The 23,434-nt window shown below is 71.6% G+C and carries 19 protein-coding genes; 13 read left to right on the forward strand and 6 right to left on the reverse strand.

Features of this window, described 5'->3' with window-relative positions:
* Positions 1–43 precede the first annotated feature (43 nt).
* The 7 genes from ASG40_RS21350 (at position 44) to ASG40_RS16940 (ending at position 5,259) form a co-directional block, all read left to right on the forward strand.
* On the forward strand, positions 44–253 hold the full coding sequence (locus ASG40_RS21350) for a hypothetical protein (protein ID WP_156387786.1): 210 nt from the start codon (positions 44–46) through the stop codon (positions 251–253).
* 150 nt (positions 254–403) lie between these two features.
* Entirely contained in the window at positions 404–1,585 is a 1,182-nt protein-coding gene (locus ASG40_RS16915) for an alpha/beta hydrolase fold domain-containing protein (protein WP_055888356.1), read from the forward strand.
* A gap of 47 nt (positions 1,586–1,632) precedes the next feature.
* Entirely contained in the window at positions 1,633–2,244 is a 612-nt protein-coding gene (locus ASG40_RS16920; RefSeq protein ID WP_055888358.1) for a glutathione S-transferase family protein, read from the forward strand.
* Positions 2,245–2,308: 64 nt separating this feature from the next.
* The gene (locus tag ASG40_RS16925; RefSeq protein ID WP_443136629.1) at positions 2,309–2,551 is read left to right on the forward strand and encodes a hypothetical protein; all 243 of its coding nucleotides are present in this window, start codon (positions 2,309–2,311) and stop codon (positions 2,549–2,551) included.
* Positions 2,552–2,848: 297 nt separating this feature from the next.
* Positions 2,849–3,535 carry a DUF6875 domain-containing protein gene (locus tag ASG40_RS16930; protein ID WP_055888360.1) on the forward strand — a complete coding sequence of 229 codons (687 nt, stop codon included), beginning with the start codon at positions 2,849–2,851 and terminating at the stop codon, positions 3,533–3,535.
* Positions 3,536–3,641: 106 nt separating this feature from the next.
* Positions 3,642–4,382, forward strand: coding sequence for a class I SAM-dependent methyltransferase (locus ASG40_RS16935; protein ID WP_055888362.1), 741 nt, complete (start codon positions 3,642–3,644; stop codon positions 4,380–4,382).
* Positions 4,383–4,461: 79 nt separating this feature from the next.
* Complete coding sequence (locus ASG40_RS16940) at positions 4,462–5,259, forward strand: bestrophin-like domain (protein WP_055888364.1); 798 nt, start codon at positions 4,462–4,464, stop codon at positions 5,257–5,259.
* A 73-nt stretch (positions 5,260–5,332) separates the two neighbouring features.
* On the opposite strand, the gene rimM is transcribed toward ASG40_RS16940, so the two are convergent.
* From rimM to ASG40_RS16965, 5 genes are all read right to left on the reverse strand, one after another.
* Positions 5,333–6,019 (reverse strand): ribosome maturation factor RimM, encoded by a 687-nt coding sequence (gene rimM, locus ASG40_RS16945; RefSeq protein WP_055888365.1) that lies wholly within the window; start codon positions 6,017–6,019, stop codon positions 5,333–5,335.
* 196 nt (positions 6,020–6,215) lie between these two features.
* Positions 6,216–6,578, reverse strand: coding sequence for a 30S ribosomal protein S16 (gene rpsP, locus ASG40_RS16950; protein WP_018042769.1), 363 nt, complete (start codon positions 6,576–6,578; stop codon positions 6,216–6,218).
* 105 nt (positions 6,579–6,683) lie between these two features.
* Positions 6,684–8,258 carry a signal recognition particle protein gene (ffh, locus tag ASG40_RS16955; protein ID WP_055888367.1) on the reverse strand — a complete coding sequence of 525 codons (1,575 nt, stop codon included), beginning with the start codon at positions 8,256–8,258 and terminating at the stop codon, positions 6,684–6,686.
* A gap of 24 nt (positions 8,259–8,282) precedes the next feature.
* Positions 8,283–8,501: a hypothetical protein gene (locus tag ASG40_RS16960; protein ID WP_055888369.1), complete on the reverse strand. Its 219-nt coding sequence runs from the start codon at positions 8,499–8,501 to the stop codon at positions 8,283–8,285.
* 216 nt (positions 8,502–8,717) lie between these two features.
* Positions 8,718–9,731: a hypothetical protein gene (locus tag ASG40_RS16965; RefSeq protein ID WP_055888371.1), complete on the reverse strand. Its 1,014-nt coding sequence runs from the start codon at positions 9,729–9,731 to the stop codon at positions 8,718–8,720.
* A gap of 145 nt (positions 9,732–9,876) precedes the next feature.
* Here ASG40_RS16965 and ASG40_RS16970 point away from each other — a divergent pair, with 145 nt between their 5' ends.
* The 6 genes from ASG40_RS16970 (at position 9,877) to ASG40_RS16995 (ending at position 15,521) form a co-directional block, all read left to right on the forward strand.
* Positions 9,877–11,091: an MFS transporter gene (locus ASG40_RS16970; RefSeq protein WP_055888533.1), complete on the forward strand. Its 1,215-nt coding sequence runs from the start codon at positions 9,877–9,879 to the stop codon at positions 11,089–11,091.
* A 67-nt stretch (positions 11,092–11,158) separates the two neighbouring features.
* Positions 11,159–12,304: an ABC transporter permease gene (locus ASG40_RS16975; protein WP_055888372.1), complete on the forward strand. Its 1,146-nt coding sequence runs from the start codon at positions 11,159–11,161 to the stop codon at positions 12,302–12,304.
* Positions 12,305–12,501: 197 nt separating this feature from the next.
* Positions 12,502–13,221: an ABC transporter ATP-binding protein gene (locus ASG40_RS16980; protein ID WP_244472460.1), complete on the forward strand. Its 720-nt coding sequence runs from the start codon at positions 12,502–12,504 to the stop codon at positions 13,219–13,221.
* A gap of 74 nt (positions 13,222–13,295) precedes the next feature.
* A complete protein-coding gene (locus tag ASG40_RS16985) occupies positions 13,296–14,378 on the forward strand; it encodes an MlaD family protein (RefSeq protein ID WP_055888374.1) in 1,083 nt (360 codons plus the stop codon).
* Positions 14,379–14,489: 111 nt separating this feature from the next.
* Complete coding sequence (locus ASG40_RS16990; RefSeq protein WP_055888376.1) at positions 14,490–15,068, forward strand: ABC-type transport auxiliary lipoprotein family protein; 579 nt, start codon at positions 14,490–14,492, stop codon at positions 15,066–15,068.
* 12 nt (positions 15,069–15,080) lie between these two features.
* Positions 15,081–15,521, forward strand: coding sequence for a DUF1489 family protein (locus ASG40_RS16995; protein ID WP_055888378.1), 441 nt, complete (start codon positions 15,081–15,083; stop codon positions 15,519–15,521).
* A 156-nt stretch (positions 15,522–15,677) separates the two neighbouring features.
* Here the strand turns inward: ASG40_RS16995 and ASG40_RS17000 are convergent, their stop codons facing one another.
* Positions 15,678–23,360, reverse strand: coding sequence for a hypothetical protein (locus ASG40_RS17000; protein WP_055888380.1), 7,683 nt, complete (start codon positions 23,358–23,360; stop codon positions 15,678–15,680).
* Positions 23,361–23,434: the final 74 nt, after the last annotated feature.

Genomic DNA, 23,434 nt, shown 5'->3' on the forward strand with positions numbered 1-23,434 from the left:
TGTCTCGCGCGGTGATGAAGCCTGAACGTGAACAGATCACACCATGATCACCGTCGATTATCAACGCCCGGCTATATCCCAAGACAGTGATTCGTTTCACACCGGCTTTTCGTCGACAAAGCTCGTCGCGAAGCTCGGCGAGGAATTAAAGGGTCTCTACGGCGATGTGACCGGGGCAGGGCAACCCAGCGATTTGCTTGCGCTGGCGAGACGGATCGACGAGCAGCGAAACGTTCACAAGGGTGAGGGTTGAGGGCAACAGGCAGCCGGAATTCGTTATTCCTGGCATCGGCCGGCCCTCCTTGTTGTCCGGTGGTGACGGTGCGGCTGCCTTGCCGCCGCTGAATCTCTGATAAGAGAACGAGGTCGCTTCGCCCGATCCGCCGTCACCGCCGAGTTCCGGATGCCCCTGATGAAAAGCCTCGGCACGGTCGCCGCCGTATGTGCCGTGACGCTGTCGCTCGTGGCTGCGGCGAAGGCCGCGGCGCCTCCGGTCCAGCCGATCGAAGGCCCCGGCGCAAACGGTGACCGGAGCGCCACCGTCGTGAAACGTGCGGTCGGCCGCATCGGGTCGGCCAGCTACGTCTTTCACAAGGCCGGACCGGCGCCGGCCGAGGGCCGCCCCGTGGCGATCGTCCTGCATGCCTGGGGGGCACCGAACCCGCAGGTCTACGGCGCCTGGATCGACCATCTCGCCCGCAAGGGCTTCCTCGTGGTGTTCCCGCGCTTCCAAGAGGTCAATCGCACCCGGCCTGCCGATGCCACCGCCAACGCCATCAAGTCCGCCAAGGCCGCCTTCGCCGAGATCGCTCAGGACGGCGACGCCAAGCCCGACCTGAACCGCGTCGCGGTCCTCGGCCATCTCGCGGGCGCGCCCATCGCCGCCACCCTGGCGGCCGAAGCGGCGGCGGAAGGCCTGCCCGTGCCCAAGTTGGTCTTCGTCGTCATGCCCGGCGGCATCGCCAGCGACGCCCGCTCCCGCGGCGTTCCCCTGAAGGATCTCGCCGCGCTGCCGGCCCAGACGCTGATGGTCACGATGATCGGGGACCGCGACGCCCGCGCGGCCGATCTCGCGGCCCGGCGCATCCTGCGCGAGGCGACCTCCGTTCCCCCCGAGCGCAAGCTGTTCGTGCGCGTCCTCTCGGACGACCACGGTTTTCCGGCCCTCACCGCGACCCTGGCGTCCCCGGCCGGGGTCGATGCCGCCTTCGACGGCGGCGCCATCAAGGCACCGCCGGAGCCGCCGCGCGACCCCAAGCAGCCCCCTCCGCCCTTCCGCTGGTCGGCGGACATGGCACTGACCGGCGAACAGACCACGCTGGTGGCCCAGCTCAACAACGCGCGCTCCGACAGCCTCGATTATCTCGCGTACTGGAAGACGTTCGATCTGGCCGCCACCGCAGCCTTCGCGGGCACGGACGCCGCCACCCTCAAGAACAATCCCCGCCTCAGCGACATGGATCGCTGGGCTGACGGGTGGCCGGTCAAGCGCCTTGTGGTGGAGATCCCCCGCCTCGGCCCCGCACCCAAACCCGCCCCTGCGCCGGAGACGGTCGCCGCACCGCGGCCCGCCGGACGCCGATGATCGGGTGATCGACCGCCCGGTCCGATTTCATCGCCACGGATACCCCGATGCAGCTGTTCCATTCGCATTTCTCGCCCTTCGCGCGGAAGGTCATGGTGGTCGCCCATGAGCTCGGCCTCACCGATCGGATCGCGCTGTTGCCGACCGCCGCCCATCCGGTCACGCGCGATGCCGCCATCCTGCGCCATCATCCCCTCGCCCAGGTGCCGACCCTGATCGACGACGACGGATTCGTGCTCGCCGACAGCCGGGTGATCTGCGAGTACCTGGATACCCTCTCCGAGGGCGGCATCTTCCCCTCCGCCGGCCCGGCCCGCTGGGACGCCCTCGCGCTTCAGTCCACCGCCGACGGCCTCCTCGATGCCGCGCTGCTGATCCGCTACGAACTCACCGCCCGGCCCGAGGCCGAGCGCTCGACCGCCTGGATCGCGGGACAGGAGGCCAAGATCGCCACGGTGCTGGCAGACGTCGAGGCGCAGGCCGATGGCTTGGGCGAACGGGTCGACATCGGCGTGATCACGCTGGGCTGCGCCATCGGCTACCTGGACCTGCGCTTTCCCGACCCGACCCGGGCCGCCCGGCTGCCGAAGACGGCGCTCTGGTACGAGGGCTTCGCCCAGCGGCCCTCGATGGTCGCCACCCGCCCGCCCGCGGCGTGACGGGCAACGCCGCGGTGGCGTGGAGTTTGCTCCGTCGGCAACCGGCCAGCCGGATGCCGCACCCATGCCCTATACACCCATGCCCGATACGCCCCTGCCGAACTTCGTCGCCGTCCTGATCTCGGTCCTCGCGTTCACCCTCGGCGTCGTCGTCCTCAACGGCCTGACGCGCCTCGCTATGGCTGCGGGCATGGCGCCGGCCGATCTGGCCGAGAACGGGTTCCTGCAGTACGGCGGCGCACTCCTCGCCGCTCATGCAATCCGGCGGCTCACGGCCCGTCGCGGCCTCGCGCGATCGAAGTCTTGATGGCCTCCCGTATTGGGTTGGCCGAGCTCCGAACGGCGAAGTGGACATCCGAGCCACTCCGAATACCCTACTCACGTAGCCCAATAACATAGATCAACATTCGATAGGGCGACCGGCACCGAATCAACATTGTTAAGCACATTGCCGATCTCTCGGTTGCTCAGCGCGAGGTTTCGTTGTGCGGCGATCTGGTTTTGCTATCGTGCACCCACCGGCTCGCCAATCGGCCCGGCGATCGAAGACCACGATCGACCGGGACCAGGACGGCGCCGTTCACGATGCGCTCGCGAGGGCACGATGGGCGAACACCAGACGGAGACGCCCGGTGGCGTGACGGATGCGGCCTGGGAAGACTGGGCGACGTTCCGGACCCGGACCGACGACCCCACGGCGTCCGGCATCGCGGCCTGGTTCGAGGACTACGTCATGCAGCCGCATCGCGATGTCGGACGCAGCGGCCACGTCTGCCCCTACATGGCGCCTGCGGTCCGGCAGAACCTGGCGCGCCTGAGCGTCTACGCGGCGGATCCCGGCGACGCCGGACGGATGCGCGCCACCCTCCTGAGGGGTATCGACCTCTTCCAGGCGATCCCGTGCTCGCCCAGGACCAGCCTGTTCCGGACCGTGGTCGTCGCCTTTCCCGCCCACGCCGACCGGGACGGCGTCGCACGGCTGCAGGTGCTGCAGCGGTCGGTGCGGTACCGCGCGGCCTGGCACGGCCTGATGGTGGGGCTGTTCGAGCCGGACTCGTCGCAGCCGGGCGTGGTCAACCGGACGTTCCATTCGTTCCGCTCGCCGATCCCGCTGATCGCCATCCGCACGATGGTGGAGGGGGACGCCCCGTTCGTCCTGCGCAACCCGTTGATGATCCCGCTCTACCTGTCGCGTTTCGGCGCGAGCGGGCGCAGACGCCTCCTGCGCGCCCTCAAGCAGAGGCTCAAGGACAGGTTCGGCGCTGCCCACGGCACCCCCGAGGCGGCCTGAGGCGAGACCGGGCGCGGCCGCCGCAGGACCCGGTCCATATGTCTCGCCGACGCCCCGGAATCGCGTTGGCGCCATGGGCCCTCGACCGGCTACCATCGCCGGCGACATGATCCGTTCCTTCGCGCTCCTCGCCCTCCTCGTTCTGCCCGTCCACGCCGCCGAGCCGCTGGGGCCGGCCGGACTGCCGGCCTCGGCCTTCCCCCGGCCGGACCGACCGGTGGCGGAGATCATCACCTCTGTCTGGGCGCCGGAGGCGAGCCGCGACAAGCGCGACGAGGTCGGACAGGTCGCCCGCCTGATGGGGATCGGGCCCGGCCAGACCGTGGCGGACATCGGCGCGGGCAGCGGCTACTACGTGGCGCGGCTCAGCCGGATCGTCGGGCCTCAGGGCCGCGTCTTCGGCGAGGACGTGATCCCGTCCTACCTCGACGACCTGTCGCGCCGGGTCCGCGACGAGAAGCTCGGTAACGTCACGGTGGTGCGCGGCCAGTCGCACGACCCGCGGCTGCCGCCCGGCTCCGTCGATGCGGCGGTGCTGGTCCACATGTACCACGAGATCGACCAGCCCTACGGGCTGCTCCACAATCTCGCCGCCGCCATGAAGCCCGGTGGCCGCATCGGGATCGTCGACGACGACGACATCCCCGCCCGCCACGGCACGCCGCCGGCCCTGCTGCGCTGCGAACTCGCGGCGGCCGGCTACCGCGAGGCCGGCTTCTCGAAGTTGGAGGGCGGCAGCGACTATCTCGCGATCTTCGAGGCGCCGGCAGCGGACGCGCGTCCCGACCCGGCCGGCATCGTGCCCTGCAAGGACTCCACGACCCGCAGCCGCACCAGGGCTCCGTGAGCGGATGGCGGGATTCACCCTTCGGTAGCGGCCATCGCCTAAGGCTGGAGCCCGCAACGGATCGTCGCGGAGGTGAGGTGTGGTTCTCGCGTATTGGCTCGATCAGCCGGTCTGGCTGATCTTCGTCTGGATCGCGGCCGTGTTCGGCTTCGCCAGCGCGCTCATCGTCGGCCTCACGGTACTGCCGATGACGCGGCCGGCGATGGCCAGGATCGGCGGCGGCATGGTCCCGACCTATTTCACCGCGATCTCGGTGCTCCTGGCGCTCCTCACCGGGTTCGTCGCCAACGATGCCTGGGAGCGCCAGCGCACCGCCACGCGGATCGTGCAATCGGAACGCAGCGGCCTCCTTGCGATCCACGATCTCAGTATCGCCGCGGTGTCGGACATGAAGGACCTGCGGGCCGAACTCGTCGCCTACGCCGATGCCCTCATCACCGACGAATGGCCCAAGATGGCAGACGCCACCTCGTCGGCGAAGGCCGGGGAGACCCTCGGCCGCCTGATGCAGGGCGCCGCGGACCCGCGGCACGGCACCGAGGCCGGGGCGGCCGCGCACTCGGCCCTCCTCGACGCGGTGATGGGGCTGCGCACCGCCAGGGGCGAGCGGCTGTCGTTGAGCGACGCCACCGCCGACCAGTCGAAATGGCTGACGCTGATGGTGCTGGCCGGGCTGACCATGCTGTCCATCGGGTTCGTGCACATGGACCGGCCGGTGACGCAGTTGACGGCCCTGATGCTGTTCTCGACCGCCATGGTCACGACACTGGGCGTCGTCGCCCTGCACGAGCGGCCCTTCGACGGCCCCTTGGCCCTGAGTTCGGCTCCGCTCCAGGCGGCGCGGGCGGTGATGGAGGCGGCCAGGCCGGGCGGCTGAGCAGGTTTCGCAAAAGCGGTCACCGGTTTTGCGGCGAAAACCTGCGATAGACCGGGGACCCAAGCAGATTCGATCAATCCGGCTCGTCGGCGGGTTTGGGCCCGGGCGGCGCGAACAGGTCGTCCGGCGGGTCGATCACCACCCGCCCACCCGGGACGTCGAGGACGGGCACGAAGGCCTTCGTGAAGGGCAGAAGCGCCGTGGCGCCGCCGGCCGCCGGCTTGATCTCGAGGAGGTCGCCGCCGCCATAGTTGGGTACGTCGGTGACCGTGCCGAGTACGGTGCCCTCGCCATCGACCACGTCGAGGCCGACGAGATCGGCCGTGAAGACCTCGTCCTCGTCCTCGACGTCGCCCAGGCGCTCACGGGGGAGGTAGAGCGCGAGGCGGTTCAGGGCCTCGGCACCGGTGCGGTCGGCCACAGATTTCACCCGGACCACGAGGAGGTCCGGGGAGGCGCCACCGGCCCGACGCACGTCGGTGAGTTCGATGCGGCGCCCGTCGGCACCGATCAGCGGCCCGTAGGAGCCGATCGCCAGCGGATCGCCGGTGTAGGATTTGAGCCGGACCTCGCCGTTGAGCCCGTGCGCCCGGCCGAATTCGCCCATCCGCACGAGGGTGGGATCGGTGAGGGGAGGGAGTGGCTCGGGGACGGGCTTCGGTGGGCGTGCAGAAGTGGGCGTGCCCGCGTCGAGCCGGCTCGTCCGGGCACGACGTCCGCCGTCACCGGACGCGTTCGATCCTGTGGGGCGGCGGGCCATCGTGCAAAACCGCGTTCGAGAGCGTCGGACCGAAAGGGGGTGCCGGCGTTCGGAAAGATCCGATGCCGGACAGGCGTCTCGCGCCTCTCCTCCCCGCCGGCGGGGAGGAGGGAGGTTGGGGGTGGCTGGGCGAGCCTTCGTCGAGCGAAGCTAAACCAGCCCCGATCCCTCCCCGCAGAGGGGAGGGGACATACCCTTATGCCGCAGCGTCTTCGGCCGGGGCGGCGGCCTTCTCGGCGCGCTTGGCGGCGCGCTCCTTGGCCTTCTCGCCCGGCTCGGCCTTCTGCGGGTTGTTGCGCGCGGGGCGCTTGGCGAGCCCGGCGGCATCGAGGAAGCGCAGGACGCGGTCGGTGGGCTGGGCGCCCTTGGCGAGCCAGGCCTGGATCTTCTCGGACTCGAGCACGATGCGGGCCGGATCGTCCTTGGCCTTCATCGGGTCGTAGACGCCGACCTTCTCGATGAAGCGGCCGTCGCGCGGCGCGCGGGCGTCGGCGACGACGATGCGGTAGTACGGGCGCTTCTTGGCGCCGCCACGGGTGAGACGGATCTTGAGGGACATGGCTTGCTCCTGTGTGTGTGTCGGTATGCTGGAATTGGAATTTTAGCGAATAGCGAATAGATCGTGGATTGGCCCTATTCGCTATTCGCCACTCCCTATTCGCCCCTATTTCTTTTTTCCGAATGGAAAGCCGCCGAGGCCCGGCAACCCGCCCTTCGCGCCGAGACCGGGCAGGCCCGGCATCTTTCCGCCGCCCCCGAGGCCCGGGGGCATCGGCGGCAGCTTGCCGCCCATCTGCTTCTGCATGTCGGCGATCATCTCCGGCGTCGGCTCGGGCATGCCCGGAGGCAGGCCGGGCATGCCGCCCGGCATCCCGCCGCCGCCCATCGCTCCTGCACCCATGCCGAACATCGAACCGAGCGCCTGGCCGATGCCGCGCTTGCCCGAGCCCATCGCCTTCATCATGTCGGCCATGGTCCGGTGCATCTTGAGGAGCTTGTTGAGCTCCTCGACCTTCGTCCCCGAACCCGCCGCGATGCGCTTCTTGCGGGAGTTCTTGAGGATGTCGGGATTCCTGCGCTCCTGGGCGGTCATCGAGGAGATGATCGCGCGCTGGCGCTTGAACATGGTCTCGTCGAGGTTGGCGCCCTCGACCTGTTTCTTGATCGCGCCCATGCCGGGCAGCATGCCCATCAGGCCGCCGATGCCGCCCATCTTCTCCATCTGGCCGAGCTGCATCGACAGGTCGTCGAGGTCGAACTTGCCCTTGCGCATCTTCTCGGCGGTGCGCAGGGCCTGCTCGTGGTCGATGGTCTCGGCCGCCTTCTCCACGAGCGAGACGATGTCGCCCATGCCGAGGATGCGGTTGGCCACCCGCGAGGGGTGGAACTCCTCGAGGGCGTCGACCTTCTCGCCGGTGCCGACGAGCTTGATCGGCTTGCCGGTGACGGCGCGCATGGAGAGCGCCGCACCGCCGCGCGAATCGCCGTCCATGCGGGTGAGCACGATGCCGGTGACGCCGAGGCGCTCGTCGAAGGCGCGGGCGGTGACCACCGCGTCCTGGCCGGTGAGCGCATCGGCCACCAGCAGCACCTCGTGCGGGTTGGTGGCGGCCTTGACCTCGGCCGCCTCCGACATCAGCGATTCGTCCAGCGTGATGCGGCCGGCGGTGTCGAGCATCACCACGTCGAAGCCGCCCAGGCGCGCGGCATCCATGGCCCGCCGCGCGATCTGCACCGCCGACTGGCCGACCATGATCGGCAGGCTCTCGACGCCGACCTGCTTGGCGAGGATCGCCAGCTGTTCCATCGCCGCCGGGCGGCGGGTGTCGAGGGAAGCCAGCAGCACCTTGCGCTTGTCGCGTTGGACCAGGCGGCGGGCGATCTTGGCGGTCGTCGTGGTCTTGCCCGAGCCCTGCAGGCCGACCATCAGGATGGCGACCGGGGCGGGCGCGTTCAGATCGATCAGGCCGGCGTCCGAGCCCAGCATCGCCACGAGTTCGTCGTTGACGATCTTGACGACCATCTGGCCGGGGGTGACCGACTTGACGACGACGGCGCCCACCGCCTTGGCGCGGACCTTCTCCGAGAAGTCGCGCACGACCTCGAGGGCGACGTCCGCCTCGAGCAGGGCCCGGCGCACCTCGCGCAGGGCGGCGGTGACGTCCGCCTCGGTGAGCGCACCGCGGCGGGTGAGACCGGACAGGATACCGGAGAGCCGGTCGGACAGGCCTTCGAACATGCGGGCTCCCTCAGGCGATCGACGTCACTGGTCGAGGCCCGCGTTGGTGACGCGGCGCGCCTGGAGCGCGGCCTCGAAGGCGTTCACGGCCCGCGCGAACTTGTCCCGGCACTCCGGGTCGCAGAAGCCGACCACCGCGCCGTTGTAGAGGGTGAGCGCATCCGCCGAGATCGGCTTGCCCGACCAGGGGCAGGCATCGTTCACCGCATCGGCGAGGCTCAAGGTGGGGACGGCGTCGGACATACGGCTCGCTGGCATCGCACGAAGGGGCCGGACGCTGCGGTTGCGCCAACGCAAATCCCGCCCGAGGGCGCATCGCGCTGTCGGGCGTTGACCTCCGGTCTCGATGGACCGGTCGGCGGCTTGCGAAGGCGGACGATCGTCCGGCTACGAGTGGCGGGGGCTATGCGGGAAACCGCACGAAGTCAAGGGAATGCCACGAACTCGCGACGGCACGGATCAGGAAAACAGCGCCGCCTTCTCTTCGTCCGTGAGGCCGTCGATGTCGGCGAAGGCGGTCTCGATATCGGTCTTGCCGGGCGCCGTCCCGCCGGCGGGCGCCACCTCGGCATCCGGCTCCGGGGCGGGATCGTCCTGGATGGCGGCCTCGTCCCAAGCGCCGAGATCGTCCCGGCTCGGCGCGACGCCGACATCCGGTGCCGCCTCCTCGGAGGCCGCCCCGGCAACGGCCTCGACGACCGCCGGGGCCTCCTCGAAGGCGATCGCGTCGTCGAGGGCGTCGAACGCGGGACGCTCGGGCTTCCGGTCCGCCGGCGGGGAGGCGACGGCGAGCGACGCGGCGAAGGCGTCCGTATCGATGAAGCGGTCGACGTCGTTCTGGCAGAGCACCTCGGGTCCGAGCGCGTCCTCGGCGGCCGGCGGCGTCGCCTCGTCGCCCCAGATCGCCATCATCACGCCGAGGCGCTCCTCTAGGTAGCGCAGCGTGTGGACGATCCGCGCCGTACGCTGGGCGGTGAGGTCCTGGAACGAGCAGGCGGTGTAGATCTGCGTCGCCATGCGGTCGAGTTCGTCGCAGACCGCGGTCTCGGAGCCGGATTCCCGCAGGGTCCAGGCCACCTCCTGCACGTGCTCGGCCGCGGCGAGGATGTCGGAGGTCGCCCGCTCCGTGGCCAGCACGATGGCGTCGAGGGCGAGGCCGAGCCGGCCGTGCGCGGCATCGGGCGAATCGATGGCCGCGACCTCGAGCTTGGTGCGCGCGATGGCGTCGGCCATGTCCATCAGGTCGTGGCGGACGCGCTCGACCCGTTCGGTCTCGGGCGCCGCGGCGCGCTGCGCGACCACGACGCCCTCCAGGCGCTCGATCGCGCCGAGCAGCATCTCGGTGTCGGCGGTGCGGTTGCGGCGCGCGTATTCCTGCAGGAACCAGCGCCCGCGCGCACTCTCGGCCATCGTGGCTTCGATCAGTTCGTACTGCGAGGCGTCGATCGCCGTCAGTGATTGGGAACCCGACATGCCAACGCGTCCTCGGACCGACTCCCCGGACGGGCGACGGGAAGCGTCGTCCGGCGTCCAGGCCCGTCAGGTTGACACGATGACTTTAACGACGGCTTTACGCTGAAAACCCGGCCCGTCGCCGGGGCCCACGCCTCCGGTGCCCGTGCAAAGCCGTTCTCCCCGTCTCGCCGACCCCGGTTCGACCGAGCCCGGCGCGGCGCGGCTGTCGCTGCTCTACGCGGTGGTCTTCGTCGAGATCGGCATCGCGATGCCGTTCATGCCGGTCTGGCTGAATGCCCTGGGCCTCGACGCGCGGGTGATCGGCGCCCTGCTGGCCCTTCCCATCGCGATCAGGATCGTGGCGACGGCGCCGCTCATGGGCCTGATCGACCGGGGCCTCAGCGCCCGCAGGCTGATCGTGGCCGGGAGCCTCGCCCTGGCGGCGACCTATGCCCTGATGCCGGCCGGCGCGACCGTCGGCTGGTGGGTCCTCGCGGTCCTCATCGCGCTCAACGCGGTCGCCGGCGCCTCCCTGGTGCCGAGCATCGACTACCTGACCCTGGCCGCCGTGCGCGCGAGCCACCGCCTCGACTACGCCCGCATCCGCATGGCGGGGTCGATCGGCTTCCTGGCCGCGAGCCTCGCCGGCGGCCTCCTGCTCGACGCCTTCGGCGAGCGCCCGGCGATCCCGTGGCTGCTCACCGGGCTCGCCGTCATCGCCGCGCTCACCGCCATCGCCGCCCGCGTGCCGACGCCGGTCGCGGTGGCGGTGACGCGGGAGACCGGCCGCCCGCGGCTCCCGGCCGTCCTCTGGATCGCGGTGGCCGCCGCCGCGGCGATCCAGGCGAGCCACGGCGCCATCTACGCCTTCGCCAGCATCCACTGGGGCGCGCACGGCATCTCGGCGCCCTGGATCGGCGTGCTCTGGGCGATCGGGGTCGTGGCCGAGATCGTCCTGTTCTGGCTGATCGGCAGGGCGCCGGCGGCCTGGCGCACGCCGTTCCGGCTGATCGGGATCGGCGGGGCGGCCGCCGTCCTGCGCGCCGTCGGCATGGCCCTGTTCGGCGATCGCCTCGGGCCGGTGCTGGCCCTGCAGCTCCTGCACGGCTTCACCTTCGGCGCCACGCAGCTCGGCGCCATGGCCGCCGTCTCCCGCTTCGCCCCCGAGGGCGCCCGCGGCCGCGCGCAGGGCACCTTTAGTTCCTGCAACGCCCTCGCCTCGGCCGTCTCCACCCTCATGAGCGGACTGGCCTATGCGGCCGGCGGCGGAATCCTCGCCTTCCTGCTGATGGCGCCCCTGGCGCTGGCCGGACTGCTGCTGGCGAGCCTCGGCCAGCGCCGGGCCGGACGCGAAGCCTTCACAACGCCTCGTTTGTGAGTCAGCAGACCCCGGGCGGGGGCTAGGGACGGGGGCGCGTCGCGCCTCACCACGGGAGTGTCGATCTGTGCGAACCGCCGATGCCGTCCAGGAGCGCGACCGCGCCGGCGCCACCCTCCTCGAGGGCGGGACCGTCGCGCTGAGCGGTCGCTGGACCGCCGACGAGGCCCCGGCCGTGGAGGCCGCCGCCGCCCGCATCACGCAGGACGCGCGCGCCCAGCCGGTGCGGATCGACCTGTCCGGCGTGATGCGCCTCGATACCCTCGGGGCCTGGGTGCTGGAACGCACCCGCGGCGAGGTCGAGGCGGCGGGCGGCACGTTCGTCTATGCCGGCGCCTCTCCCGAGCACCGCATCCTCCTGCGCGAGGCGCGCATCCTCAGCCCCGTCCCTGTGCCGCCGGCCCGCCGCGGCCGGGTCTACAGCTTCCTCGAGGCCTTCGGCGTCCGGGTGGTCGGGGGCAAGACCGACCTCGTCACCGGCCTCGCGTTCCTCGGCGAGGTGGTGCTCGCCTGCCTGCGGGTCGCCTCCCGCCCCAGCACCTTCCGCGGCACGGCGCTCGTCAACCAGATCCAGCAGGTCGCCTTCAACGGCGTGCCGATCATCGTGCTGATCTCGTTCCTGGTCGGCGGCATCGTCGCGCAGCAAGGCATCTTCCAGCTGCAGCGGTTCGGCGCCCAGAGCTTCGTCGTCAACCTCATCGGCCTCCTGATCCTGCGCGAACTCGGGGTGCTGCTCACCTCGATCATGGTGGCGGGCCGCTCAGGCAGCGCCTTCACCGCCGAGATCGGCTCGATGCGCATGCGCGAGGAGGTCGACGCGCTGCGCGTCATGGGCCTCGACCCCATCGAGATCCTGATCGTCCCGCGCATCCTGGCGCTGGTGATCGGCCTGCCGATCCTCGCCTTCCTCGCCTCCCTGGCCGCCCTCGCGGGAGGCGGGCTGGTGGCCACCCTCTACGGCGGCATGACGATCGAGGCGTTCCTGTCGCGCCTGCAGGCCGCGGTCTCGATGCACCACGTCGCGGTGGGGCTGATCAAGGCGCCGTTCATGGCGCTGATCATCGGCATCATCGCCACCATCGAGGGGTTCGCGGTCGAAGGCTCGGCGGAATCCCTCGGCCGCCACGTCACCGCCTCAGTCGTCAAGTCAATCTTCATGGTGATCGTGCTTGATGGTCTCTTCGCCGTCTTCTTCGCGGCCATCGATTTCTAGGCAGGGTGGCGCGCCGACGCCTCACGCCGCTCAGGCCCTTGGTCCGTCGCAGGTTTTCGACGCAAGACCGGTGACGACATTTGCGAAACCCGCTGACGCCCGTGACAGACTCACCCCATCCCCCCGGCGCCACGCCGCCACGCGACGTGATCATCAGCGTGCGCGATCTCGTCGTCGGCTTCGGCGACAAGATCGTCATGAAGGGGCTCGATCTCGACATCTACCGCGGCGAGATCCTCGGTTTCGTCGGCCCGTCCGGCCAGGGCAAGTCGGTGCTCACCCGCACCATTCTCGGCCTGGTGCCGAAGCGCTCGGGCACCATCGAGGTCTTCGGCGAGAACGTCGACGGGCTCTCCATCGCCCAGCGCCGGCGCATCGAGCAGCGCTGGGGCGTGCTGTTCCAGCAGGGCGCCCTCTTCTCAGCGCTCACCGTCAAGCAGAACATCCAGATGCCGATGCGCGAGCACCTGAACCTGTCCGAGCGCCTGCTCGACGAGTTCGCGCGCCTCAAGATCGAAATGGTCGGCCTCAAGCCCGACGCCGCCGACAAATTGCCCTCGGAGCTCTCCGGCGGCATGATCAAGCGTGCGGCGCTGGCCCGGTCGCTCGCCCTCGACCCGGAAGTGCTGTTCCTCGACGAGCCGACCTCCGGCCTCGACCCGATCGGGGCCGGCGAGTTCGACGAACTCGTGGCCACCCTCAAGCAGACCCTGGGACTGACCGTCTTCATGGTCACCCACGATCTCGACAGCCTCTATACCGCCTGCGACCGGATCGCGGCCCTGGGCGACGGGCAGATCATCGCGCAGGGCCCGATCGAGGCGATGCTGGCCAGCGACCATCCCTGGCTGCGCTCCTATTTCCACGGCAAGCGCGCCCGCAACATCGTCACCGACAAGGTCGGCGTGCATGCCTGACGCTTGCGCCCTCCGGCTGCGGCGTGCGTCGGCGCACAGCGCATCCGTCGCCGATCCCGGACAGGACTGACATCATGGAGACTCGTGCGAACTACGCCCTCATCGGCGCCTTCACCCTGGCGGTGATCGTGGCCGGCTTCGGCTTCGTGTTCTGGCTGCAGGGCGGATCGCGCAGCCAGCTGCGCGAAAGCGTGCGCATCGTCTTCTCCGGCAGCGTCGGCGGCCTCGCCAAGGGCTCCACGGTGACCTTCAACGGCATCAAGGTCGGCGAGGTGATGAGCGTGCGCCTGCTGCCGCAGGACCCGCGCCGGGTGGTGGCGATCGCCGAGGTCGACAGCACGACGCCGTTGCGCGCCGACACCCGCGCCCGGCTGGATTCGGCCCTGCTCACCGGCGTCTCCGTGGTGTCGCTGAGCGGCGGCAACGCCGATGCGGCGGCCCTGACCCCGGCCAGCGGCGACCAGATGCCCACCATCTTCGCCGACAGCTCCGACATCCAGGACATGATGACGGCGGCCAAGCAGATCGCCCAGCGCGCCGACGACGTGCTCCAGCGCCTCGACAAGATCGTGGCCGGCAACGAGGGCGCCATCACGCGCACGCTGGCCAACGTCGAGGCTTTTTCCAAGACCCTGGCCGAGAGCGGCCCGGCGGTGAGCACCCTCGTCAAGGCGATCGACGGCCAGAAGCTCAACCGGGTCATCGACAACGCCGAGCGCTTCTCGACGGCGCTCAGCACCGCGAGCCCCGACATCGAGGGCGCGGTCAAGGACGCCCGTTCGCTGGCGGGCAAGCTCAACAGCTCCGCGGACCGGGTCGATGCCGTGCTGAAGGGTGCCCAGGGCTTCCTCGGATCCGCCTCCGGCGAGGCGGGATCGAGCACCTTCGCGGAAGTCCGCGATGCCGCCATCTCGGTGCGCGACGCCGGCCGTGCCTTCCGGGCGCTGTCCGAAAATCTCGACAAGCGCACCGCCAACATCGCCACCAGCTTCAACCGCCTGAGCGGCACCGGCCGGCGCGAGGTCGAGGCCCTGTCCACCGACGGCCAGCGCACCCTCAACACCCTCAACCGGACGGTGAAGAACCTCGAACGCGATCCCTCGCAGGTGATCTTCGGCGGCAAGCCGTCGTTGCCGGAATACAACGGCGCCCGCTGATCGCAGCCGCGAGCGTGCCGGTGTGTCCGCGCGCACGGCACCAAACGAGCGTTGCCGTAGTTTAGTGGTCGCAGCGTTTCGCGCTGCGATAGCGTCCAGGCCTCCCCGCGTATGATGTTCCAGCGACCCGCCCTTGCAGCGATCGTCCTCGCCACGGCCCTCGGCGGCTGCGGCGGGGCCGCGCCGTTGACCTTCGACCTGATGGCCCTGCCGGGCCAGGGCCGGGTCGCCGCCTCCGCCCGTTCGATCGTCGTGGCCGAGCCGGTGGGCCTGCAGCCGTTCGAGGCGGACCGCATCATCGTGCGCGAACCGGGGGGCGGGCTCTCGTTCCTCGGTGGCGGGCAATGGTCCGACCGGCTGCCGCGCCTGCTCCAGACCCGCATCATCCAGAGCCTCGAGAACTCCGGCCGCCTGCGATCCGTCAGCCGGCCCGGCGACAAGATCGCGGCCCAGTACCAGCTCATCAGCGAGATCCGCGCCTTCGACATCGCGGCCGGATCGAGCGAGGCGGTCGTCGACCTCTCGGTCAAGCTCATCGCCGACGCCAGCGGCAGCGTGGTGGCGGCCAAGGTGTTCCAGGCGCGCGTGCCGATCGCGAAGGTCGACCCCGGCAGCGCCGCCGCCGGCCTCGACCGCGCCATGGCCGTGGTCCTGGCCGACATCGTGCGCTGGGTGAACGGCGGGCGCTGACACCGGCCCGCCATGGCGCTGCATCTCCTCAAGCTCTGCGTCGGTCCCGCCTCCCTCGACGACCTCGTGCGGCGGATCGCGGCCAACCGCACCCTCGCCCTGGCCGCCGGCCTCGATCCGGCCCCCGTCCATACGACGCGGATGGTGCCCAAGCGCGCGGCCGAGATCGCCGGCGGCGGATCGATCTACTGGGTGATCAAGGGCACGGTGAGCGGACGCCAGACGATCCGCGAGATCGCACCCTTCACCGATACCGACGGGATCGGACGCTGTCGCCTGGTCCTGGACGCAGCGGTGGTCCCGGTGAGCCCGCGGCCGTGCCGTCCGTTCCAGGGCTGGCGCTATCTGGAGGCCGGGAACGCGCCCCCGGACCTCGGCGACGCCGCGGCCGGAGACCTCGCCGAAATGCCCGAGGGCCTGCGCCGGGAACTGTCGGGCCTCGGCCTGATCTGAGGGAGCGGGCGCCGGAATGGCGTTCACGCGATGTCCGTTCGACCGACGCCGGTAGCCGCGCGCGTCTGCTCCCTTACCCCGACGACCCGAGCTAAACGATCGAACCGGCCCGCGCGGTTGCGGGCCGGTTCGATGCGTCGAGCCCGGCGCCCGCTTCTATGCTCCGTCGAAGCGGCCGCTGGCGTGGGCGAGCATGGTGTAGACCTTGCCGGTCTCGGAGGTGAGATAGGCGTCGGCCCGGCGGCTGTCGCGGTCGTTCTTCGAGACGTCCCCGAGCAGCCGCTCGAACTCGGTCACGTACCGGTCCACCGTGCGGTGGAAGTCGGCATCCGCGCCGTAGCGGCGGCGGATCTCCTCGAAGGTCTGGCGACCCTGCGGCGTGTAGAGCCTAGCGTCGAACAGGTTCGGCTCGCCGCGGCGATAGCGCTCCCACAGGTCCACCGCCGTGCGGTGATCGATCATCTTGGCGATGTCGGTGGTCAGGCTGTCGAGGGTCGCGACCTTGCGCTCGGTCGCCGCCTTGGCGGCGGGGGGAGGGGCGAGGGACACCTGAGGCGAGACGGGGCCCTGGGGTGGGACGGATGCCTGGGACGAGCCGGAGCCCTGCGGAGCGGCCGCCGGGGCGAGCCCCGCCGTCCGGCCCGTCGGTCCACGACCGGAGGACGGAACCGGCACGGCGTTGCGGATCTCCTCCTCGCTGCCCTCGTCGAGCGAGGCACGGGTGAGGAGGTCGGACAGCCAACCGCGATTGTCGCGGCTGCCGCGGACATCCTCCTTGCGCGGGCCGGGGGCGGCCACGCGCAGGGGATCGCCCGGCCGCGGCGCGGCGGTCGCCGGGGTGGACACCGAGCGGGCGGGCCCGGCCTCACCGGCCGGCGTCACCGCGATGACGGCGGGCGGTGCGGGGGCCGGCGGCGGGGCCTGGACCGGCTCGGACCGCACCACCAGACCTTGAGCCGGCGACGGCGCAGCGACCTTGGGGGTGCCGGTCGCAGTGGCGACGCCGGCCGGATTGGCGGCGGGGGCCGGCTGGGCGACGTCGACCGAGCGGTTCGAGCGGGACACCAGGGCCGAGAGTTCGTTCAGCGCCTTGATCTGGTCGGAGACCACCCGGCGCATCTCGCCGGTGGCGTCCTGCGTCTCGCGCGGGATCTCCAGCACGCCGCGCTTGAGGTCGGCGCGGGTGGCGTCGAGTTCGCCGCGGATCTCGGCGGCCATGTCGCGCATGACCGTGACCGATTCGCCGAAGCGCGCGGAAGCGGCGGAGAACACCTCCATCATCTGCTCGGAGGCGCTGGCGATGGCCGCCTGAACGACCCGCGTGGTGCGCTCGCCCTCGCTGCTGGCGCCCTCGCGCAGGCGCTCGAAATCGCCGGTGACGGCGGCGCCGGCGCTCTTGGCCGATTCCGACAGGGCGGCACCGATCCCGCGAGCCCGTTCCTCGGCGGCGCGCAGGGTCTGCTCCACCGTCGCGTCGAAGCGGGCGGTCTGGGCCTCCAGCGTGCCGGAGCGCTCCTCGATGCGCGCCAGGACGCCCTCGATCGCGGTCGCCCGCTCGGCCAGGGCCTGGGAGACCCGGCCCTCGATGGTCTCGAGGGACCCGGCGACCTGCGTCAGGCCGCCGACCTGCTCGGCACTGCGCTCGGTCAGGACCCGGGCGCGGGTGTCGAGGGTCTCGGCCAGCTCGCCGGCCTCGCGCAGGGCGCCTTCGGCGACCCCCTTGAGGGCGTCGACCTGCTCCGAGACGGCCTGGCTCGCCCGGCGCGTCTCCTCCGCGATCTGCGTGAGGGCGGCCTCGATCTGGTGGACGCGGCCGGCGAGTCCCTCCTCGATCGCCCCGAGGTTGGTGCCGGCACCGGACACGAGGTCGCGAAGGGCCTCGTTGGCGCCGTTGATGCGGCCGAGTACGCCGCCGAGATCGGTGCGCAGGCGGTCGCCGGCATCCGTCAGCGTCGCGATGGCACGCGATGCGCCGCCGTCGATGGCACTGAGCAGGGCATTGGCGGAGGCATCCGATTGCGCCACCAGCGCCTCGGTCCGCTCGCGGATCGCCTCCACCAGGGGCTGGCCGTGTTCGGCCAGGGCCCGCTCGATGGCCTGGCCGCTGTCGTTGAGCGAACCGACCAGGGTCGCGGCCGGGCCCTCGACGAGGTCGCGCAGGCGGTCGGCATGGTGGCCCAGGGCCTCGACCACCTCGGTGCCGCGGCCGTCCAGGGTGGTGACGAGGGCGCCGCCGCGCTCCTCGATGGCGCGGGTGATGACCTCGGCGCTCTCGGCGAGGCGTCGCGACAGGGCCTGGCCACGGCTCTCGATGAGCGTGGCCAGCGCCCCGGTGCGGCGCTCGAAGGCGGTCCCGAGCTCTTCGGTGCGTCCGTCGAGGAGAGTGCTGATCGCGGCGTTGCGCTGGTCGAGGGCGGCACCCAGCGCCGCCGCATGGGCCTCGGCGAGGGCGGCGTGGCGGCTGACGCGCTCGTCGAAGGCGGCGAGCATGGTGGCCGTGCCCTGATCCACCAGGGTGGAATAGGCGTCCTGGCGGTCGTCGAAGGCCGTGGCCAGGGCGTCGCCACGGGAGGCGACGAGGTTGGCGAACACCTTCATGCGGTTGTCGATGCGGCTGGTGAAGGCCTCGCTGCGGGCGTCGACCGTCTGGGTCAGGCTCGAGCCCTGCGCCTCGATCGTCCGCGCGAAGTCGGAGGCCCGCTCTTCCACCAGGGCGTCGAGGGCACGCATGCGCTCGTCGAACAGGGTGGCGAGGGTCTGCGTGCGGGCGTCGAGGCGGTCGGCGAGGGCCTCGGCACGGCCGTCCACCAGTCCGTCGAGGGCCCGCAGGATTTCGTCGAACAGGCCGCGAATGCCGCTGGTGCGGTCGTCGATGGTTTTGGCGAAGCGCGCGCCGCCGCCCTGGACCACCTCGTCGAGGCCGCCGATGCGCTCGTCGAACAGGGTGAGCAGCGCCTGGCTGCGCACGTCGATGGCGCCCGTGGCCCGGGTAAGGGCGGTCTCGATGGTCGAGACGAGTTGCTGGCTGCGTTCGGTCAGGCTGTCGCGCAGCGGATCGATGCGCTCGTCGAAGGTGACGGTCAGCGCCCCGGCGTGGCCGTCGAGGAGGGTCCGGATCGCGCCGGTCTGGTCGTCCAAGCTGGTCGCGACGGTGCCGGCATGCGTCTGGAGCAGGCCGCGGATTTCGGCGGTGCGCTCGTCGACGGTGGTAGTGAAGGCGCGGGCATGACCGTCGACGAGGTTGCGCAGGCGGCCGGTGCGGTCGTCGAGGGTCGCCGTCAGGGACTCGCCGTGCTGGTCGAGGAGGCCGCGCATCTGCTCGGTCCTCTCCTCCAGGGTGGCGGCCAGGACGCCGGACTGGCCGTCGACGAGGGTCCGCATGCCGCTCGCGCCCTGCGCGATCGTGGTGGCGAGGCCCTGCGCGTGATGGTCGAGCAGGTTGCGGATCTCGGCGGTGCCGTCGCCGAAGGTCGCGGCGATGGCGCCGGAATGGCCGCCCACGATGGCGCGCAGGCTCTCCGTCCGGCCGTCGAGGGTGGTGGCCAGCTCCTCGGCGTGGTGCTCCAGGGCGGACTTGATCTCGACGGCCTTGTCACCCAGCGCGGTGGCCACGACGGTGGCATGCGTCTCGACGAGGTCGCGGATGAGGCCGGCGCCGCCGTCCATCGCCGCGGCGAGGTCCGTCCGGTGGGTCTCGATGAGCCCGCCGATCCGGGCGGTGCCGTCGCCCAGCGTGGCGGTCACGCCGTCGGCATGACGGTCGAGCAGGCCCCTGATCTGGTCGGTGCCTCCGTCGAAGGTCGCGGCCAGCGTTTCGGAATGGTCGTCCACGAGGGCGCGGATGCGGCCGGTGCGGTCGTCGAGGGTCGCGGTGATCGCCCCGGTGCGGTCGTCGAGGAGGGCCCGGATCTGGCTGGCCCGGTCGTCGAAGGTATGGGCGAGGGCGCCGGCATGCCCGTCGAGCAGGCCGCGGATCTCGCCGGTGCGGTCGTCGAGGAGGCCGTGGACCGTACGGACCCCTTCGTCGAGGAGGGCGCTGATGTCGGCGGTGCGGGTGTCGAGGGTCTTGCCGAGACGGCCTTCGCCCTCGGCGAGGAGCCGGTCGGCTTCCGCCACGACCTCGCGCAGGCGGCCGAGCACGGCCTCGCCGCGCTGGTCGAGGAGGGCGCCGAGCGAGGCGCTGCCGGTGTCGAAGAGACGGGCGATCTCGGTGATGCGGCCGCCCAGGGCGCCGAAGACCTGGCGCCCCTTCTCGTCGAGTTCGCTCGTCATGGCCGCGGTGCGGGCGTCGATGAGGGTGCCGAGGTCGTCGGCGCGCTCCGCGAAGGCGGCACGGACCGCCTCGACCTGGGCGGCGAGCGCCTCGTTGGCGCCGCCGCTGCGCTGCTCGACCAGGGCGACGAGTTCGCGGGTGCGGCCGGCGAGTTCGTCGTCGACGGCGCGGGTGCGGCTCTCGATGAGGCGGATCGCCTCGAAGGCCTGGGCGCCGAAGGTCTCGTCGATGAGGCGGCTGCGCTCCTCGAGGGCGGCACCGATGGCCTCCAGGCGCTGGAGGACGCCGGTGTCGAAGCGGCCGACCCCGTCGTCGAGGCGGCCGGCGAGGGCGACCGTCTGCGCCTCGATCCGCTCGGCGATTTCGGCCGCACGGACGCCGAGGGTGTCGCCGAGGTTCTGGCTGCGGGCGGCGATGTCCTGCGCCATGCCGTCGGCACGGGCGTCCAGCGCCTGGACGAGGTCGCGGCTGCCCTCGGTCATAATGCGCGCCATCTCGCCCGTGCGCACGATCAGGGCTTCGTTGAGCGCGGTGGCGCGGGCGCCGAGATGTCCGTCGATGTGGGTCACCAGCGTCGTGAAGGTCTCGCCGATCTCGGCGGTGCGCTTGACGGAGCGGTCCTCGAGGGCGCCGAGCTGCGCCTCGACGACATCGCGCGCCTCCCGCGTGCGGTCGGCGATGGTCTCGGCCATGGCCTTGCCCTGCACGGTGATGACGCGGTCCATCTCGGCGAGCTGGCCGTCCACGACCTGCGTCAGGGACGCCGTATTCCGCGAAATCCGGTCCGCCAGGATGTCGCCGCGGGAGATCGTCTCCATGAGGGCGGAGAGGCGGTCGTTGAGCACCGCGTCGATGTCGCGGGCGCGGCCTTCGGTGGCTTCGGTGAAGGTGGTCCCGGTGCGCACGAGGGCGTCGTTGACGCGCGCGCCATGGGTCGTCACCGCCATCACCACGTCGCGGGCGACGCCGGCGATCTGCGCCTGCGCATCCTGGGCATGGGTGGCGATGAGGTCGGAGAGGCCGCGGCCCTGGCTTCCGAAGGCGGTTTCCACCTCCGAGATGCGCTGGGTGAGGTCGGCCCGCAGGCCTTCGGCCGCCTGCGCGAGGGCGCCGGTGACCTGCGCGGTCCGCTCCGTCACCTGGTCGCCGATGCCCAGCACAGCCCGGCGCAGGGCCTCGACGGAGGTCTCGGCGCTGCGCTCGAGCTCGCCGCCGACGCCCTGGACCGTTTCGAGCAGGGCGTTGGCCGCCGCCTGGGTCCTGGCGGAGAGGTCGTCCGCGGTGGCCGCCACGCGGCGGTCGAACACGGCGGCGACGTCCGCCGTGCGCGCCTCGAGCTCGCCGGTCGCCCCGGCGGCGGACAGGCGGATGGCTTCGGCGGCGCGGTCGGCGCTGGCGGCGGCGGCGGCCGTCATATCCTCGGCCGAGCGGCGGAACGTCTGGACGGCCTCGCCGGTGCTGGCGCCGACCGCGCTGGTGGTCTCCTCGGCGGAGCGGCGCAGGGCCTCGACGGCCTCCGCCGTGCTGGCGCCGACGGTGGCGGCCGATGCTTCGGCGGAGTGACGCAGGGCCCTGACCGCCTCATCCGTGCTGGTGCCGACGGAGGTGGTGATCGCCTCGGCGCCGAGCCGGACGATCTCGGCGACCCTGGCGCCACGGCCGTCGATGTCCGCGCCGAGCGCGTCGACGGTGGAGCGCAGGCTGTCGACGGTGCCCGACGCGCGGGTCTCGAAGGTCTGGCCGAGGGAGGTGAAGGCGCCGTCGAGGGCGATGGTCGCCTCCTGTGTCCGCAGGAGGACGAGGTTGCCGATCCGCTCGCCGGCCGCATCGAGCCGGGTCTCGAGGCCGCCGCCCTGGACGGTCACGGTCTCGTGCAGGCGGTCGGCCACGGCGGCGATCCGGTCCGCGATGGCATCGCCCCTGGCGCCGACGCTGGCGGCCAGGCCCTCGGCGGAGGCGACGAGGTCGTCGCGCAGCCCGGCGGCGCTGGTGCTGAAGGTCTCGACGATGCCGGTGGCGGCCAGGACGAGGCCGGCGTGGGCGTCGCGGCTGCGCGTCTCGATGAGATCGGACACGCCGGTGCCGGCCGCCTCGATCTCGGCCCGCAGGGACGCCCCGCGGGTGGCGATGTCCTGGGTGAGGGCGGCGCCGGTCTCGGCGAACCGTGCGGTGATGGTGCCGCCGGTGGAGGCGAACCGCTCGGTGAGTTCGGTGCCGCGGGACAGGAAGGTGGTCTCGAGGGAGCGGGCGGATTCCTCGAAGCTCTCGCGCACGGCGCCGCCCTGGCGGTTGAGCGCCGAGATCACCTCGGCCCCGGTCTCGGCGAGGGTCCTGGCGACCTGGCCGGCGTTGTCGGCCAGCGTCGCGGTGAGGATGCCACCGGTGCGCTCGAAGGCCTGGGTGACCTCGCCGGCACGGCTCTCCAGGGATTGCGCCAGGGCGTTGCCGACGTCGGCGAGGCTGCCGCGCACGCCCTCGCTGGTGGTGGTCAGGCGCTGGACGAGATCGTCGCCACGCTCCGAGACGAGGCCGACCACCTTGTCGCCGGCCACGCCCAGCGCCGCCGTGATGGCGTCGCCGCGGTCGCCCAGCGCCGTGGTGATGGCCTCGCCGCGCGCGTCGAGGGCGCCGGTGACCCGGTCGCCCGCACCGGTGACGGCGGCGACGATGCGCTCGGCCGCGCCGTCGAGTTCCGCCGTGAGATTCTGGTGGGAGCCGGCGATGGCGCCGCGCACCCGCTCGGCGTTGGCGACGATGGACTCGCGCTGCGCCACGAGTTCGTCGACCAGCGACCGGATGCGGATCTCGTTCTCGGAATAGGCCCGCTCCAGGGTGGCGATCTCGCCGCGCACCAGGGTCTCGAGTTCGCCGGCCCGCGCCAGCGCCCGCTCGACGCCGTCGCCCACCGCGGCCACTTCGCGGCGCACGGTCTGCGACATGGTCAGGACCGCGTCGGTGGAGAAGTTCTCGGGCTCGGCCAGACGGATCGCGACCTCGCCGACGGCGCGGGCGACGAGGCGCATCTCCTGGGCGCGCACGGCCAGCATGGCCATGATCAGGAACAGCACGGTGGGGCCGACCACCACGGTGGCGGCGACGGCGGACTGAAGGGCGGTCATCCCGGCGAAGAAGGCGCGCAGGTCGCCGCCCGACTGCTGCCAGGCCAGGCCGACGAGGGCCCCGATCCAGGCGATCGCCGCGATCGCTGCCACGAGGTAGGGCTTCGAGGACGGGCGCACCCGCAGGGTCTGCTGCAGGATGCCGATGTTCTGGCGGTCGTCGTTAGCCACCAGCGAGCGGTCGGGGGGCAGGAGCCCGCCCTCGCGCCGGGGCCGCGAACGATCGGCCTGGGCGAGGTCGGACACCAGCGGGGGATCGAGGTCGAGGCGTGGGGGGGCGAGGCGTCCGTTGCGGTCGAGGAGGTCGTCGCCGTCGCCGACGTCGGGCAACCGCGGCTCGACGCGCTTGTCGTCCCGCTCGGGGGTCAGCATGTCCAGGTTCAGAGCTTGTTCGATCGCGGAAAGCGCCGCCTCGGCCGGATCCTTGAGCTTCTTTTCCGTGGCCATCCAACGCCTCGTCACGCGAGCCCCGACCCACCGCTGTCACCGGCGGGCGGAGTCATTTTTACCGATTTACCAAG

This window comes from Methylobacterium sp. Leaf399 (assembly GCF_001424525.1).
Classification (GTDB): Bacteria; Pseudomonadota; Alphaproteobacteria; order Rhizobiales; family Beijerinckiaceae; genus Methylobacterium.

Bases quoted from the DNA above. Each gene is read 5' to 3' on its own strand.
- ASG40_RS16930 (WP_055888360.1), top strand. From the start codon at position 2,849: ATGGGCGAACACCAGACGGAGACGCCCGGTGGCGTGACGGATGCGGCC.
- ASG40_RS16960 (WP_055888369.1), bottom strand. From the start codon at position 8,501: ATGTCCGACGCCGTCCCCACCTTGAGCCTCGCCGATGCGGTGAACGAT.
- ASG40_RS16935 (WP_055888362.1), top strand. From the start codon at position 3,642: ATGATCCGTTCCTTCGCGCTCCTCGCCCTCCTCGTTCTGCCCGTCCAC.
- rpsP (WP_018042769.1), bottom strand. From the start codon at position 6,578: ATGTCCCTCAAGATCCGTCTCACCCGTGGCGGCGCCAAGAAGCGCCCG.
- ffh (WP_055888367.1), bottom strand. From the start codon at position 8,258: ATGTTCGAAGGCCTGTCCGACCGGCTCTCCGGTATCCTGTCCGGTCTC.
- ASG40_RS16920 (WP_055888358.1), top strand. From the start codon at position 1,633: ATGCAGCTGTTCCATTCGCATTTCTCGCCCTTCGCGCGGAAGGTCATG.
- ASG40_RS21350 (WP_156387786.1), top strand. From the start codon at position 44: ATGATCACCGTCGATTATCAACGCCCGGCTATATCCCAAGACAGTGAT.
- ASG40_RS16995 (WP_055888378.1), top strand. From the start codon at position 15,081: ATGGCGCTGCATCTCCTCAAGCTCTGCGTCGGTCCCGCCTCCCTCGAC.
- rimM (WP_055888365.1), bottom strand. From the start codon at position 6,019: ATGGCCCGCCGCCCCACAGGATCGAACGCGTCCGGTGACGGCGGACGT.
- ASG40_RS16980 (WP_244472460.1), top strand. From the start codon at position 12,502: ATGAAGGGGCTCGATCTCGACATCTACCGCGGCGAGATCCTCGGTTTC.
- ASG40_RS16965 (WP_055888371.1), bottom strand. From the start codon at position 9,731: ATGTCGGGTTCCCAATCACTGACGGCGATCGACGCCTCGCAGTACGAA.
- ASG40_RS16925 (WP_443136629.1), top strand. From the start codon at position 2,309: ATGCCCTATACACCCATGCCCGATACGCCCCTGCCGAACTTCGTCGCC.
- ASG40_RS16990 (WP_055888376.1), top strand. From the start codon at position 14,490: ATGATGTTCCAGCGACCCGCCCTTGCAGCGATCGTCCTCGCCACGGCC.
- ASG40_RS16985 (WP_055888374.1), top strand. From the start codon at position 13,296: ATGGAGACTCGTGCGAACTACGCCCTCATCGGCGCCTTCACCCTGGCG.
- ASG40_RS16915 (WP_055888356.1), top strand. From the start codon at position 404: ATGCCCCTGATGAAAAGCCTCGGCACGGTCGCCGCCGTATGTGCCGTG.
- ASG40_RS17000 (WP_055888380.1), bottom strand. From the start codon at position 23,360: ATGGCCACGGAAAAGAAGCTCAAGGATCCGGCCGAGGCGGCGCTTTCC.